Origin of the sequence: Burkholderia ubonensis subsp. mesacidophila (genome assembly GCF_002097715.1) — a bacterium.
In the GTDB taxonomy this organism is placed as follows: domain Bacteria; phylum Pseudomonadota; class Gammaproteobacteria; order Burkholderiales; family Burkholderiaceae; genus Burkholderia; species Burkholderia mesacidophila.
Genome location: NZ_CP020738.1, coordinates 478,856 through 494,749, shown reverse-complemented (window position 1 = coordinate 494,749; position 15,894 = coordinate 478,856). Strand labels below are relative to the sequence as shown.

The window sequence follows — 15,894 nt, the reverse complement described above, 5'->3', positions numbered from 1 at the left end:
GATATGAAGACAGTGATGTTTGGCATCTCGCATCGATCCTTTGCGCATCCGCTCGGTCACAAAGACCTCTTCTACGCCTCTTTGACAGTCGTCAGTCGGATGCTTCTGATGATGTCCGGATTCACGACCGTCCCGGTATCGGGAGCGCCTCGGCGAAGTTTGTCGATCAACTCCATTCCACTCGTTACTTTTCCAAACGCGGTATATCTTCGATCCAGAAAAGTAGCATCTGAGAATGTAATAAAAAACTGATGGCAAGCACTGTGCGGATTCCGCGATCTGGCCATTCCAACGGTTCCCCGCTCGAACGCGAGATTATTGAATTCCGCCGTCATCTTTGGCAACGACACAAAGTCCACGCCGGTTTCTTTTCGAGGGTCGCCCGTCTGTGCCATAAACCCGTCTACGACACGGGAAAATGGCACGCCGTCATAGAATTTTGCACGCACCAGTGATCTGATGCGATTCACGTGATTCGGCGCCATGTCGGAATACAGCTTAATGGTCACCAGCCCGGTACCCAGCGCCATCTCGATACGGTCGCCTGCATTTTCCGACCAATTCTGTGATATAGGAAGCGCTGCACCGGCACACAGCCCCAAGGATCCACCGATAAACGACCGACGATTCATAAACGTTCACTCCGACCATAAAGTAGGATCCGCGCAGCCTCGATCTGAGCAACCGCACTCACGCGGCCCTCCTGTTTCTCACTTCCTGCTTTCGTCCGTGACACTGATTTTTTTATTCTCGATAAACGAAATTATTTCGTCCGTGAGAACGTCAGGCCGCTCAAAATTCGGCAAATGAGCCGCCCCTGGTATGATGTGCAGTTCTGCATTTCTCTTTTCAGCCAGGCGTTGTGCGTAATCCAGCGGCGTGAGTTTATCTTCGCTCCCTAGTATTACGACGGCTCTCACGCCCGGTATATTCATGGTTGTCAGATCCGAATTGGCGATGGCCAAGGAGCAACCAGCGAATCCTTCGACAGACGTTCGATGAAGCATCTGCTTCATGCCGTCCGCATCTGGCGTGTTGACAAATCCTGGCGTAACCCAACGGCTGAGAATCTCCCGTTCCAAATGTTCGATTCCGTGGTTGAATACATCTTCCGCGCGTGCGCGCCAAAGCGCCGGCGGAGCGGCATTGACAAGAGCCGTATCAATAATAATCATTCCACGGACCCGCTTGGGCACCTTGAATGCGAGCCATTGCGCTATCGTTCCTCCAATCGAAACTCCCGCAACGTAGAACTCTTTTATCTGAAGTCGATCCAGGACCGCCAATACGTCGTCTGCGAGATCCGACATTGAAAACGGCTCGGCGTCGACAGCGCTTAATCCGTGGCCCCTGATGTCCAGTCGAACGACTCGATAACGTTGTGTTAAACGCGCCATTTGCGGGTCCCAAAGATGCAGGTCTGTTCCAAGGGAGTGGAGGAGCACCAGCGTGGGCGCGTCAGACGGCCCCTGAATGTCGACATGCTGAGTTAATTTAAGTGGCCGAATAAACATTTAGGACCCCACCATCCTCATTTTGCCGCTTACTTTCTCGTCGGCTGCCACATGACGTGACACGCAATCCGGCACCCCCATCAGCCATTCGAGCTCGGGAGTACCGCCCATAAAAACATAGGCTTCTGAAAGCCCTTGGCGATATCGATATCGCCGCAAAGCTTATATCCGCTGCATCGACCGAACGGAGATAACCATTCTTATTGATCGCAATGCGCCTTTAACTACGAAGCCCACGTTCGAGAATATCGGGATCCGTACCTGGCCGCTAACAGATAATTTCGATGTTGCTATCGAAATCGTCGATGCCTGAAGTTCTCGACTCCACCGAATTCGACGGCTTTCCAGGCGGCATCTCCCCCCGTCGGTCGAGACCTCGACCACCCAGCCTTCGTCGTTGAGTCCCGCCTTCGGATAATCGACCACGCTGGCTTCGTTTTCGACGATCAGCACCTTCATGTGCTCTCCCCCTGGCAGTGCGCGGAACTGTCAGGATCCGGTACTGCTCGCTTCCTGTTGCGACGCTTGCGCGACGCCGACTTCGCCCGCGCTCCAACCGCCGCCGAGCGCCTTGGCCAGGTACGCCACGAGCGCAGCGAGCTGGCCGCGGATCTGAACTTCCTGGCGCTCGCTGGTCAGCAACTGCTGCTGCGCGCTGACCACGTCGATATACGCGGTCAGGCCGCCCGCGTAGCGGTCCTGTGCGAGGCCGGCCAGCGTGCGCGCACTGGCACTCGCGGCTGCGGCCTGTTGCAGGGCGCCATCGAGCACGGATAGCCCCGTGACCGCATTTTGCACTTCCTGGAACGCGGTCAATACGGTCTGCCGGTAGTTTGCCTGGGCTGCGGCGTAATTGGCCTTCGCGTAAGCGACGCCGGCCGCGAGCCGGCCGCCTTCGAACAACGGCTGGGTCAGGGACGCGCCGACCGACCAGAGCAGACTCGACGCGGTGAACAAGCTGCCGAAGCGGGTGGCGTCCCAGCCGATGCCGGGCGAGAGCGTCAGGTCGGGGAAATACGCAGCGCGCGCGACGCCGATCTGCGCGTTGGCGGCGGCCATTGCCCGCTCGGCCGACGCGACGTCGGGCCGGCGCTGCAACAGGTCGCTCGGCAGTCCGGCCGGCAGGCGTGGCGCTTTGAGGGTTTCGACCTTGGGGGCGATCGAGAACGAAGGCGCGGGCGTGCCGACCAAGGTTGCGATGGCGTGTTCGTACTGCGCGCGCTGGTTCAGCAGCAATTGCGCCTGTGTGCGGGTGGCGTCGAGCTGGGCTTTTTGCTGCTGCAGTTCGAGCCCGGATGCCGCGCCGAGTTCATGCTGTGCCGTAACGAAATCGAGCGCTTTCTGTTGCAGTGCGACGGAGCGGTTCAGCACGTCGAGTTCCGCGTCGGTCTCGCGCAGCGCCAGGTATTGCGTGGCGAGATCGGCGCTCATCACGAGGCGCGCATTGGCCAGGTCGTCCCGGGCCTGCTCGGTGTTGGCCCGCGCCGCCTCGACGGTACGCCGCACCTTGCCGAACAGATCGAGTTCGTAACTGACGGTGGCGCCGATCCCGACGTTGTTCTGGACGGTCGACGCGTTCGGCGTGTTGTAGTTCGTGAGCGGCCGGTCCGCTGAAATCTTGTAGCGTGAGGCGTCGGCCGCCAAGCCGACGCTCGGCAGTTCGGCCGAGGCGACCGAGGCGAGCGTGGCGCGCGCGGCGTAGTAGCGGGCGGTGACGATCTGCACGGTCTCGTTGCCGGCCAACGCGCGAGTTTCCAGATCGTCGAGCAGCGGATCGTCGAACGCTTTCCACCAGTCCGGCGCAAGCGACGCATGCGACGGCGCCGCCGGGCGCCAATAGGCGTCGGCCGGGTCGACTTGCCAGGTCGCGGGAGACGCGACCAGCGGCCGTTGATAGTTCGGGCCGACGGTGCAGCCTGCGAGCACGATCAAGCTACCGGCGAGCATGGCCGCCTTGATCGGCAGGCAACCCGCATGCGCGCGCAACAGGAGGGACGCACTCACGCACGGCCTCCGGAAGCAAGCGCGGCAACGTGCGCGGCGGACGCGCCTGACGCAGGGGGGGCGGGGGCTTCGACATTCACCTTGTCGCCTCCGGCCAGCCCGTCGCTCGGATCGAGCACGACGCGGTCGCCGGGGTTCACGCCGGTGGCGATTTCGAGGGTCTTGCCGAGCGTGCGCGCAATCGTGACCGGCTGCAGGCGCACCCGTCCGTTCGCATCGACCACCGCGACGCTCGCTCCCTCGGAGCGGAACAGCAGCGTATTGGACGGAAGCGTCAGCCGCGCGGCGCTGGTCATCGGCAGGCTGGCGGTCACGTAGGCTCCCGGCATCAATTTGCCGTCGGCGTTCGGCAGCGTGATTTCGATCTGCAGTGTGCGCGTGACAATGTCGATGGCCTGCGCCGTGTGCGTGACGACGCCGTCGAAGGTCTGTCCAGCCAGTTCGGGCTGGGTCACGCTGACGTGTTGCCCGAGCGCAACCTGCTGCGCGTACGTCTGCGGTACCTGTACATATAGGCGCAATTTATCGGCCTGGACGACAGTGAACAGCGCGCGGCCCGTGCCGCTGTTGCCGGCATTGACGAGATCGCCGACATCGACGTTGCGCTGAGTCACGATGCCGTTCACCGGCGCGGTGATGTTCTGGAAGCCTTTCAGTTCGCTCAGGCGTTTGACGTTGGCGTCGGCCGCGGCGAGGTTGGCGAGATTCTGGTCGTAGGCGCCCTGGCGGTCGTCCAGTTCCTGCTGCGAGACGGCATCGCGCGCGCGCAGCTGCTGGGCGCGGTTGTACGAGGTTCGCGCCAGCGCCAGCGTGGCGGAGGCCTGCTGCCGCTGGGCCTGTGCCTGCGTGAGCTCGTGGTCGAGTTCGGGCGTGTCGAGTTCGGCTAGTACCCCGCCTTGCTTCACCTGCGCGCCGATGTCGGCATTCCAGCGCCGTACGTAGCCGCTGGCGCGCGCGTAGATCGGTGCTTCCACGTAGCCGCGCAAGGTGCCGGGCAGTTCCAGGTGGCCGCCGTTGGCGGCGAGGCTGGGTTCGACCACGCGCACGTATACCTGCTGGTTTTGCGTCACGAGCTGGTCGAGATGGCGCGCATTGAGCAGATTGGCGACGACCGAGCGGGCCGCGAGCAGGACCAGCACGACGGCGAACCCGACGAGCGCGAGGCGGGCCCGCCTGGCGACCAGTATGCGCGACGGCAGATCGAGCCCGGCTTGGTCGGTATGTATGCCAACGGAACTGTGATGTTTGTCTTCCATGTGCTCAACCAGGATTCGAATGGATCAATGGATCAATCAATGCGTATCGGAGAAGGCGCCGCCGGAGGGCTGCTGCCGCGCGCGCCGTTGCGCAAGGCGCTGATGCACGCCGGCGAAAACGAGCGGGACGAACAGCAGCGTGGAGGCGGTCGCGAACAGCAGGCCGCCGATCACCGCGCGGCCGAGCGGCGCGTTCTGCTCGGCGCCTTCGCCGAGGCCGAGCGCCATCGGCACCATACCGATGATCATCGCGAGCGCGGTCATCAGCACCGGGCGGATGCGGGTCGCGCCGGCCTCTAGCGCGGCGGTCAGCGGCGGCGCGCCGGCCTCGAGCCGCTGGCGCGCGAACGCCACCACAAGAATGCTATTTGCGGTGGCCACGCCCATCGTCATGATCGCGCCGGTCAGGGCCGGCACGCTCAGGTGCGTGCCGGTCACGAACAGCATCCAGGCGATGCCGGCAAGCGCGGCGGGCATCGCGCTGATGATGATCAGCGGGTCGAGCCACGACTGGAAGTTCACGACGATCAGCAGGTAGACCAGCACGATGGCCATGGCCACGCCCGCGCCGAGGCCGATGTACGAACTGCGCATGGTTTCGGTCTGACCGCGCAGGGCCAGCTGCGTGCCCCGCGGCAGCGTAGGTTTGGCCTGCGCGATGATGTCGTCGATACGCGAAGCGACCGAGCCAAGGTCGCGGTTCTCGACGCTGACGTAGACATCGACCACGGGCCGGATGTTGTAGTGCGAGACGATGGCGGGCTCGGCGCGCTGGCGAACGGTGACGAGGTTGCCGAGCAGCTGGAGCGGCTGACTGGGCTGGCCGTTCGAGATCGGTGTATTGAGCAGATCGTCCATCGACGCGATCTGGTACTGCGGAGTCTGGATCGCCAGCGGGTATTCCACCCCTGTCTTCGGATTGACCCAGAACGAAGGCGAGGTCTGCGAACTGCCCGACAGGGCGATCAGCATGTCCTGCGCCACGTTCTGCGCGGACATGCCGAGCTGCTGGATCTTGGTGCGGTCCATCTCGGCGGCCAGCGTCGGCGCGTCATTGCGCTGCAGTACATGCACGTCCACCGTGCCGGGGATCGCGCGCACCTGCTTCATCAGGCGGTTGGCGATCTGCATGTCGCTGGCGAGATCGTTGCCCTGCACTTGCAGGTCGATCGCGGCGGGCTGCCCGAAGTTCAGGATCTGCGTGACGATGTCGGACGGCTGGAAGAAAAATTCGACGCCGGGGAAGCGCTGCGGGAGAACTTTGCGCAACGCATCGATATAGCCGCGCGCGGCCGAGCGATCGCCCTTGAGCGAGATCATGAATTCGCCGTCGAGCGTGCCGATCGTGCCCGAGTTGCTGTACGCCAGGTTGATGCCGCTGACGGGCAGGCCGAGATTGTCGACGATGGTGTCGAGCTGGTTCGCCGGGATCTGCTGGTGGATCACCTGTTTCACGCGATCGGCGAGGCGCGCGGTCTCCTCGATCCGGTACCCGGTCGGCGCGCGCATGTGCATGCGGATGTCGCCCGAATCCACGCTCGGGAAAAAGTCCTGACCGAGCACGAAGACGAGGCCCGTCGACAGCACGCAGAAGCCGAGAAACGCGGCGGCAAACGCCCTGCGCCGCACCAGCAGCATGCCGAGCAGCACGATGTAACCGCCGCGCAGACGCTCGAAGCTCGCGTTGAAGCGCCGGTGCAGCCGGTCGAAGGTCGACTGTCCGCGGTGCTCGAGCGCTTCGGCGTGGCCTTTGAACAGCAGTAGCGCGAGCGTCGGCACCAGCGTGCGCGAGAGCACGTAGGAGGCGAGCATCGCGAACACCACGGCTTCGGCAAGCGGCACGAACAGGTAGCGCGCCACGCCGGTCAGGAAGAACATGGGCACGAACACGATACAGATACAGAGTGTCGAGACCAGCGCCGGCACGGCGATTTCGCCGGCGCCGTCGAGGATCGATTCGTAGAGCGGCGTGCCCAGGTGCAGGTGCCGTTCGATGTTCTCGATCGTCACGGTCGCGTCGTCGACCAGGATCCCGACGGCGAGCGCGAGGCCGCCCAGCGTCATGATATTGATGGTCGCGCCGAGGGCCGAGAGCGCGAGCAGGGAGCTGAAGATCGACAGCGGAATCGATATGGCGATGATCAGCGTGCTGCGCCAATTGCCGAGGAACAGCAGAATCAAGGCGGCCGTCAGCGCGGCGGCGATCAGCGCTTCGCGGACCACGCCCTGGATCGCCGCTTCCACGAAGATGGACTGGTCGAACAGTTGCGTGATCTTGAGATCGGCCGGCAGCATGGTCTGCACCGTAGGCAGCAAGGCCTTGAGGTTGTTGACCACCTGCAGGGTGGAGGCGTCGCCGTTCTTGAGAATCGCCATCAACACGCCGCGTTTGTCGTCCTTGCTCACGACGTTGGTTTGCGGCGAAAAGCCGTCGCGCACGTGCGCGACGTCGCCGAGATAGATGGTCGCGCCGTTCTGCGTACGCACCGGCAGGCGATTGAGGGCCTCGATCGTGTCGGGCGAGGCATTGGTGGTGACGTTGAATTCGGTCTGGCCGATCTTGGCGGTGCCGGTCGGCAACACCAGGTTCTGCGCGTTGACGGCGTTGACGATGGCGGCCGGCGTCAGGCCCTTGGCTTGCATCGCGCGCGTGTCGAGATCGATCGACACCACGCGCGTGCGGCCGCCGGATGGATAGGGCACTTGTGCGCCCGGAATCGTGATCAGTTGCGGCCGCAGGAAGTTCATCGCGAGGTCGGCGAGCGACTGCTCGGTCATCGACGCGCTCGACAGGCCGAGCTGAATCACGGGGATGCTCGATGCCGAATAGCTGATGATCAAGGGCGGCGTGGTACCGGGCGGCATCTGGCGCACGATGTACTGCGCCACCGAGACGGTCTGCGCGATCGCCGTTTGCACGTTGGCGCCGGGCTGCAGGAATATCTTGATCATGGAAACCCCGGAATAGGTCTGGGATTCCAGATGCTGAATATTGTTGACGGTGGTGGTCAGGGTCCGTTCATGCACTGAGGTGAACCGGTCCGACATCTCCTTCGCCGACATCCCGCTGTAGTTCCAGATTACGCTGATCACGGGGATATCGACGGACGGCAGTACGTCGGTCGGCGTTTTCAGAATCGCGAGCGGCGTGGCCAGCAGGATCATGATGGCCAGCACGATGAACGTGTAGGGGCGCCTGAGCGCGAGATTGACGATCCACATGAATGGCGGCGGGGGGTATAAGTACCTTCAGGATTCGGAAAATAGCGAGAGATGAGCATGCTGATGTCGCACCGGCGAGGGCGAACACATCAGTCACAAATGTGTGCCGGACTCACCTGACGGACAGCTCACGAACGCAATGACCACTGCCGCCGGCACCAACTGATTGCCCTGTGGTTCGGGCGGCGGACAGGACGCCTGACGCGGTAACCGCCCTGTCTTTCTTTACGCTGGAGAACATTTCTTTGTAGTGGAAATTCGATTGCCTCATGAAGCCCTTCATCTACGCCACGACACTTCAAGTGCAGCGCATACGGAATTGCCCGCTTATCCGGATCGCAATAACTTTGCTTAAACTCCGAGCGAGGTTATCGGACAGGCCTTGGACGCTAGATTATGGTGCGTCGCATTGCATCGCCAACGGATAATATCGATATAGGTATCGAAAGTATCGATGACCCAATAAAACTGGGTGGTTCTGTCGCAAATAAGGGCGGCCTGGGATGGCGACGGAACCTACAGCTTGCGACCTAAGGCATCCTGAGCAACTTGATGCGCAACATCGCCGACCATCCTTGTCGCCGATCCGCTGTATCGCGACGCGCTGCGCGGCTACGTGAAGCGGGCCTGCACGCTGACCGTGCCCGCCGGTGCAGGCAGGCACGGTCAGCGGTCGTTCAGCGGCCGACCGACGTAGCCGTCCTGCCCGAGCCGGTCTGCCCGCTGGCCGTCGAACCATAGGCCGACGTTCGCGTGCGGTCGGCGGCGACGCGTTCCGCCGCCTCCTGCAGGTCCCCCGGGTAGAGCGACGCGTCGGCGCTCATAGCCGGGCGATAGCCTGCCTGTTCGTACCGAACCAGATCGTCGGCTACCTGAGCGCGCGACAGCGGCTCGCTGGTCTGCGAAAACGCGACAGCGGGCGCGACGAGTGCGATCGAAAGCAGGGCTTTGTTTTTCCACATCATGATGCTCTCTCCTTGAGACTGATTGAAGAAGATGAAACGTCAGGGTTCTGTCGCAACAAGGAAGGTCGGCGATGCCGGCCATCAAGATGATTAGGACGTCTTATATCACCAGCGAGTAAAATTGCTCGGCAGGCGACTGATTGTTACTATCCGCCTTCGGTCCTCCCTTTCCGATCATGCGCATCAGCTCGATGCCCCCGAGCAGAATCTTCGCTCAGTGAAACACCTTGATGCCCATCATCGGACGGGCGGTCGCTTGATCGCTCGATCATCCTGTTCGACGTTGGTGTTGCCGTCCTTGTCGACGGCCCGATACAGGTACTTCCATTGGCCACTGATCTTGATGTCGGTTCCGTCACCTGCCCAGCCCCCCCTTATTGCGACAGAACCCGGCCGCCTGCTCCCCCGCGATCTTGCCGAACACGGCGCCGCGCATCACCGAGGTAGCGCCGGTGTAAGTCTGGTAATACAGGCCCGCGGCCTCTCCCGCGGCGTAAAGCCCGGCGATGGTTCGACCGTCGCAATCGATGACCTCGGCTCGACGGTTCGTCTTCACGCCGCCATAGGTGAAGCAGATGCCTGAGATGACCGGATAGGCAAAGAACGGCGGCGTTTCGATGGGCCGCGCCCAGTTTGATTTCCTCGGGAACACGCCGACGGTCGCCAGCCCATCGATCTCCAGCGGCCTGAAGGTTCCAGCGGGGCACGCGGCGTTGTAGGCGTCGATGGTCGCGGCGAAGCGCTCGCGAGGAAGCGCCAGCTTGTCGCCGAGCGCCTCGATCGAATCCGCCTGGATTGGCGGCCGATCGGTGCGAATGCTGCGCTCCCAGTTCGGCACGTCGGCGATCGATGCATCGAAGACACTCCAGGCGATGCCGCCCGGCTGCGCGCCGATGGCGCGGGAAATAGGATCGTAGTGAACGTCGACGGGCCCCGGCGCTTCATCGACGAATCGATCCGCGTGCTGATTGACGAGGATGCCGTATGGAAAATTCATCACGAGCGCCTCCGGCCGCTTCGAGCGGGGATCGAGCGGTTCGGCATGGTACGAGCTGAAATCCCCTGCCGTGGCCGCGCCGATCTCGAGCGCCATGCGAATGCCTTCGCCCCGGTTCTGATAGCCACCGCGCGCCACCGGCCGCACGTAACGCGCCACCCCGCCGAGATAGCGCGCAAGCATTTCCGGATTGCCTTCGAAGCCCCCGGAGCACAGCGCCACGGCGGAGCTTCTGAACAAGACGTCTCCATGCTTCCCCACACTGGAAAGATGGAACGCTTCGTCGCGCTCTCGCGAAAGCGCGCGTGCGCTCGTCTCGTAGAAGATCTCGACGCCGGCTTGCAGGGCATGCGCGCGCAACGCCTCGATCAACGCCAACCCCCCTCCGACCGGCATCAGTCGGGGCGCGGCCGCCGTGATGAAATAGGTCGGTAGAAGGTCGAAGCGCACGCCGAACGTCTTGAGCCACTTGACCGTCTCGGGCGCCCTGCCGGCCAGTTCCGCGATCAATTCCGGATCCGGCATGCCGTGCGCCCTCACGAACGGCGGCCTCAGATGATCGGGCTGGACCATCTGCTCGACGATATACGGATCCAGGTGGTCGCCGGCGTTCTCGGCGAGACGCGCCTCCAGATCCGCGCTGACCTCGTCCTCCGACGACATGCGGAAGTAAGCCTCCGTCCAGCGTGTGTTGCCGCCGAACTCGTCTTCCGTCGAGCGCTCCAGCACGGCGACGCGCGCCCCCGCCGCCGCGGCCGCGACCGCCACGGACAGGCCCGAGATGCCGGCGCCCACCACGGTCACGTCGAATGACCGATGAGATGTTTCAGTCATGATGTCTCCTTCCGTTGCGCCATCGCCGCTCGAATCCCGATCGACACAGCGGGCGCCGTGTCCGTTATCGATGAAGACGCAGCATGCTCGCGAGCGACGACAGTGCTGCTATGGCGCAGGCCAGCCCGAACACATAGCCGGCGAAATGCAAGCCCGCATGACCGGTCAGGCCATTCAGCAGCGCAATGACCACCGCAACCAACGCCGCCCCGATGGATTGCCCGGCCGTCCTGGCGGTCGACAGCACGCCGGAGGCCGTGACGGTTCGATTCGCCTCCACGTTCGAAAACATCTCCTTGTTGTTCGGCGGCAGGAACAGTCCATACCCGATCCCGCAAGTCGCCACGCGCCACAGGAAATCGGCGACCGTGGCGGTCTCCGGCAGCATGACAAGAGAGCCCAGGCCCAGGCAGAAAATCACAACGCCGACCGTGGATATCTGGGTTGGGTTGAAACGATTCGACAGCCGGCCGGCAATCGGCGCGCAGATCGCGACGGCAATCGGCCATGGCGTGAAGATGAACGCCGATTCGAGTACCGAGTAGGCGTAGACGTGTTGCAACACGAACGGCAGCCCGACGAGCGCCATCCCCTGCGACACGAACATCGTGATGGACGAGACCACCGCGAAGGAATAACGGCGGGACCGGAAAATATCAAATGGCAGGAGCGGGCTCTTCGACCGCGTCTGCGCCTTGATGAACACGCAGAGCAACACGACGGACGCGGCCCCGCCGAGCAGAACCGTGCGGTCGTCCCATCGCCCGATCTGATCGACGGAGATCGCCATCAGGCCGAACGCCGCGGCCGACGTGACCGCGCCGATCCAGTCGAAGCCTTTCTCCTTGTAGGTATCGGTCCCCAGGGACATGAACGAGAACGCAATGGCGATCGCCCCCAGCGGGATGTTGATGTAGAACAGCCACGGCCACGACAGATAGGAGATGATCAGGCCGCCCAACGCGGGGCCGATCGCCGTACCGACCGCGAACGCCAGCGCATTCAGTCCGAATATCGTTCCCAATGCACTCGGTGGAAAGATCACCCGATAGAGCCCCAGCCCGACACTGATCATCACCGCATAGCTCACCCCCTGGAGTACTCTCATGGCGACCAGCATGCCAAAGGTCGGAGAGAGGCTGCAACCGAGCGACGACAGCGTAAACAGCACCATGCCTGCCGTGTAGAAGCGCCGTTCCCCGATCCTTGAACCCAGCGACGCGCAAATCAGCATCGTCGCCGCGCTGGCAACCTGATAGCCGTTGGTCACCCAGATGACAGAGGCCGAATCGACCCGCAATGCCTCCGAAATGGAGGGCAACGCGATATTGACGATGGAACTGTCGAGGGCCGCCATCAAGACGCCAATCAAAATGGCCGCGGCCGCCAGATAGCGCCTCGGTATCTCAAATCCTTGCTCTGCCGCATTGGTCACCGACGACATATCCTGATCTTCCTATATTGACTGCGAATTACGCGCGGATGCTTTCCGGCTCGACGCTCGGTCCTTCGAGATAGGCCAGCAGTCCTAGCGTCAGGACTTCCTCGGGACGGGCGACGACGGGGAACCGGGGCACGCTCCATTGCCCCTTGCTCCCGTTGATACGAATGCTCCTCAGGAAGCAGTAGGTCGTCAGCACATAGAACTTCTTCTGCATGTGCTCATCTACCCACGGAAGCAGGCCGGAGATCCTGCCGATCTCTGGAATCTCGCTGAGAATGTTGCCGTAGTCCGGCTTTCTCAGCACGAACATGAGCGCATCCGACATCGGCACCACCTTGACAGCGTCTTCCGTCTCGGCCGCCAGCTCGTGCCAGAAGGAAAAGGCAAATCTCGAGAAGCCGAAATACGGATCGATGCCGCGCACCGAGAAATCAGGATCGATGAAACTGACCTGGGACCGGCCCTCGTTGTACAGCACGTTGCCGAAGTGAAAATTGAAGTGGGCCTTCTCGACCGCGCTGAACGTCTCGGTGCGGGCCAGCACAAGCGCTTTTTCAAAGACATCGCGCCCGGTCATGTTGAAGCGGGTACCGTTGAGCAGGATCTGCTTGTCGAACAGGTCATGCGCGAACCGGATGCCTTCCCACTCCTCCAGCAACCTGGCAGGCATGTCGTTGGCAAGCGTCGCCTGGCCATTCATCTCCATGCCAATGGCCTTCTGGATGCCACCCAGCGCGTGATGAACAATCATCCTGCGCTGAGCCAGCGGCCGCTGGTCGTCGAACACGATCTCCGACAGCGGAAGCGCATCCTTTTTCTCGAGGATGTAGAACTGCCGCCCCGCGGCCAGCCCGTCGTGCAGGACCGGAACCATGAATTCCGGATAGATGTTGTGCAATGCCCGGATCTGATCGACTTCCGCTTTCAATTTCCCGTTGAACGTCTCGGAACTCGCCGTCTTCACGACAAAGCCGGAGCTCAGAAGATCCACCGTGTGAGAACCCGTCATCTTTCAATCCTCCCGAAGGTTGCAATTGGCTGGCCAAGAGCAATGCTGCGCGCCACGGCCCGAACGACGGCCGAGTAGCCGACCGTGTTGTTGACGAACGACTGGATGATGATTTCACTCAACCCCTGATTCGCCAGATACCCTGGCCGGAGAATCAGCAGGTGGTTGGCGTCCGCCACGATCGTGGCGCACCTGCGCTCGTAGGCATATGCACGGCTGCCCAGCGGCGTCCGGGATGCCTTGACGACATACCCGCGCTTCTCACTCACGCGCGCGATCGCCGCCTCGAGGAGACCCGCGTTCAACTGTCCGCCGTCGTTCACGACGAAACGGTTGATCTGATACCCCGGCGCATGCACGGGGGCTCGCAACGATACGGTGTTCACCAGCGGCGCCCACGGCATCACCTTGTGCTGGCTCTTCGCGATTTGGGAAAAGCTCGGGCGCAGATTGTCGCGGGCGTCCTGCATGCGCCCTTCGAACGAGCGCGTGCCGAGCACGCCGTTGGGGGTATCGGGATGCACGATATCCGTCTCGACCGCCACGATATGCTTGGCGTTGCGATCGATGGCCTTCAGCGCCTCGACCACAACGCGCAACGACGCATGCATGCCGTTCGTCTGGCAGGAACCCAGGCAATACATGCCCGTGTCGACCACCGTACGGTGGATCGTGCCGATTTCATCGCTCGACAGGTCCGCCAGGCACCCGTAGAGGCTCGGAAGATCGTCCGCCTCCGCCACCCCCAGCACCACGCTGGCCAGTTCCTTCATGTTGCGGGCGACCGGGCTGTCATCGGCGATGTCCAGCTTGCTGGTCGCGATGAAGCCCAGGTCGAAGTGCTCGGCCACGGGGGGACGTTCCTTGCCCAGGTCGCCGAAATAGAAGCGGACTTCGCGCCCCTCGATCCGGAGCGTATCGTCACTCACGACGTCGACACTGGACTGGATACCGGGCAGCGCCATGGCGAGGCGGGCGACGATGCCGTCGATCGGACGCAGCTCGGGATAATGCTTGTCAACAGGAGGAGGATTGGTGACGACCGCCTTGATCGCGAAACCATCCTTTTCCGGATCATTTTGAATCAGGAGATTCGCCCCGATCTCCGCACCGCAACCAGCGAGAATTGCCGCTTTCAATTGTTCACCTCGTGCTAACTGAATTGAATATGTCCTGGGTGCCGCCTAGTCGCAGGAGAACATCTTCAGCAGGTCCACCACGGACATGCGATCGAGCTTCGATCCTGAAGTCACGGCATCGGCCAGCATGTCCGCCCTGTCGCGAAGCGGGCTTTCCGACAGATTCAGGTGGAATTTCGCGAGCAGCGCGTCGAAGCATTCATCCCGGCGCCGAACATGGCCAAGCGGATATTCGATGGTCTCCGACAGCTCTTCCGTCATCCCGTCGCACTTCAGATAGAGCGCGTTGGGTATCGCGCGTTTCTCGGGGTCGTAGTAGCTCTCGGTAAAGGAGGCGCGTTCGGTGCAGGAAATCTTCAGTCTCAATGCATCCAGCTGCGAGTCGGACGCGAGCGGCTCGTGAAAGTCCTTGATCGTCAGGTTTCCGGTGCGAAGCGCAACGGCGATCATGTACTGGAGACAATGATCGCGATCGGCCGAATTCTTCAGCGGACCCGACTTGTCGATGATCTGCACGGCCGGGCGCGTGGTTTCCACCCGCACATATTCAATACGGTCGGGAGAAAAGCCCGCCGCGGCCAGCCGGTCCCGAAGCCGGATAGCAGCCTCCACGGCCGTTTGCGCGTGGTACTCCGCGGGATTGGGAACCTTGAACAGGATATTCTTGATCACGAAATCCGACAGATCGCGCGACAGGTTGAACGGCTGGCCCCGAAGCACCGCGTCGTTGAATCCCCACCGCGGCGCGGTCAGCGCCGTCGGATACCCCATTTCGCCGGTTTGCGCGAACAACGCCAGCTGCATGCCACGTGCCGTCGCGTCCCCAGCGGCCCAGGACTTGCGCGTGCCCGCGTTAGGCGCATGCCGGTAGGTTCTGAGCGAATGGCCATCAATGATGGCGTTGGACAGCGCGCTCAGCGCCTGCTCCTTCGACAAGCCAAGGATCTGGGCCGAGGCGATCGCGGACGCCACCTTCACCAGCACGACGTGATCGATGCCCAGCGCGTTGAAGCAGTTCGTCAGGCACAGCACGCCATGAATCTCATACGCGCGGATCATCGTATTCAGCACGGTCGTCATATCGACGGCCTGTTTCTCATCGTGCGTCAGGCTGCGCCACGCGGCGGCCGACAGGATCGCCCCCAGGTTGTCGGACGGATGTCCCCATTCCTGGGCAAGCCAGGTGTCGTTGAACTCCAGCCAGCGGATCATCGAACCGATGTGAAAGGCCGCCTCGATCGGCCCGAGTCGCAGCGCCGTACCGATGACAGGCACGCCGCGACTGCTCTTGCTGAACTGCGCACTGCTCATCAGCCTCGTACAGTCGTGATCGGTCGACGCGGCAATCGCGCAACCGATCGAATCCAGCAGGCAAAAGCGCGCCAAGCGCAGCGTCTCGTCGTCGAACGTGGCCTGGCCATACGCATAGTCGACCAGCTCACGCATCACCTCATCAAATTCTGCATTCGCCATGCTTTACCTCGGAAAGTTAGAATAATTTTTCAATCGA

At 62.3% G+C, this 15,894-nt stretch carries 11 protein-coding genes and 2 pseudogenes; all 13 read right to left on the bottom strand.

Going from position 1 to position 15,894, the window contains the following annotated elements; genetic code table 11:
• Positions 1-71 precede the first annotated feature (71 nt).
• The 13 genes and pseudogenes from B7P44_RS19790 to B7P44_RS19730 all read right to left on the bottom strand — a co-directional run bounded on the left by B7P44_RS19790 (position 72) and on the right by B7P44_RS19730 (position 15,857).
• Complete coding sequence (locus tag B7P44_RS19790) at positions 72-632, bottom strand: peptidylprolyl isomerase (protein ID WP_084907490.1); 561 nt, start codon at positions 630-632, stop codon at positions 72-74.
• 78 nt (positions 633-710) lie between these two features.
• Positions 711-1,514: an alpha/beta fold hydrolase gene (locus tag B7P44_RS19785; protein ID WP_084907488.1), complete on the bottom strand. Its 804-nt coding sequence runs from the start codon at positions 1,512-1,514 to the stop codon at positions 711-713.
• Positions 1,515-1,843: 329 nt separating this feature from the next.
• Positions 1,844-1,973, bottom strand: a pseudogene (locus B7P44_RS36480) (DNA-binding response regulator); the annotation flags it as partial.
• Positions 1,974-2,003: 30 nt separating this feature from the next.
• Positions 2,004-3,461: an efflux transporter outer membrane subunit gene (locus B7P44_RS19775; protein ID WP_084909921.1), complete on the bottom strand. Its 1,458-nt coding sequence runs from the start codon at positions 3,459-3,461 to the stop codon at positions 2,004-2,006.
• Positions 3,462-3,514: 53 nt separating this feature from the next.
• On the bottom strand, positions 3,515-4,774 hold the full coding sequence (locus B7P44_RS19770; protein ID WP_084907484.1) for an efflux RND transporter periplasmic adaptor subunit: 1,260 nt from the start codon (positions 4,772-4,774) through the stop codon (positions 3,515-3,517).
• A 36-nt stretch (positions 4,775-4,810) separates the two neighbouring features.
• Complete coding sequence (locus tag B7P44_RS19765; protein WP_084907482.1) at positions 4,811-7,996, bottom strand: efflux RND transporter permease subunit; 3,186 nt, start codon at positions 7,994-7,996, stop codon at positions 4,811-4,813.
• Positions 7,997-8,673: 677 nt separating this feature from the next.
• Positions 8,674-8,961, bottom strand: a complete 288-nt coding sequence (locus B7P44_RS19760; RefSeq protein ID WP_084907480.1) for a DUF4148 domain-containing protein — start codon at positions 8,959-8,961, stop codon at positions 8,674-8,676.
• 288 nt (positions 8,962-9,249) lie between these two features.
• Positions 9,250-9,375, bottom strand: a pseudogene (locus tag B7P44_RS37960) (DDE-type integrase/transposase/recombinase); the annotation flags it as partial.
• Entirely contained in the window at positions 9,317-10,792 is a 1,476-nt protein-coding gene (locus B7P44_RS19750) for an FAD-dependent oxidoreductase (protein ID WP_084907478.1), read from the bottom strand. The gene B7P44_RS19750 and the pseudogene B7P44_RS37960, both read right to left, overlap by 59 nt.
• A gap of 64 nt (positions 10,793-10,856) precedes the next feature.
• The gene (locus tag B7P44_RS19745) at positions 10,857-12,236 is read right to left on the bottom strand and encodes an MFS transporter (protein ID WP_084907476.1); all 1,380 of its coding nucleotides are present in this window, start codon (positions 12,234-12,236) and stop codon (positions 10,857-10,859) included.
• 28 nt (positions 12,237-12,264) lie between these two features.
• A complete protein-coding gene (locus B7P44_RS19740; RefSeq protein WP_084907474.1) occupies positions 12,265-13,245 on the bottom strand; it encodes an aminoglycoside phosphotransferase family protein in 981 nt (326 codons plus the stop codon).
• Positions 13,242-14,384, bottom strand: a complete 1,143-nt coding sequence (locus B7P44_RS19735; protein WP_084907471.1) for a hypothetical protein — start codon at positions 14,382-14,384, stop codon at positions 13,242-13,244. Before B7P44_RS19735 ends, B7P44_RS19740 begins: the two co-directional genes overlap by 4 nt.
• Before the next feature lie 45 nt (positions 14,385-14,429).
• A complete protein-coding gene (locus tag B7P44_RS19730) occupies positions 14,430-15,857 on the bottom strand; it encodes a bifunctional 2-methylcitrate dehydratase/aconitate hydratase (protein WP_084907470.1) in 1,428 nt (475 codons plus the stop codon).
• Positions 15,858-15,894: the final 37 nt, after the last annotated feature.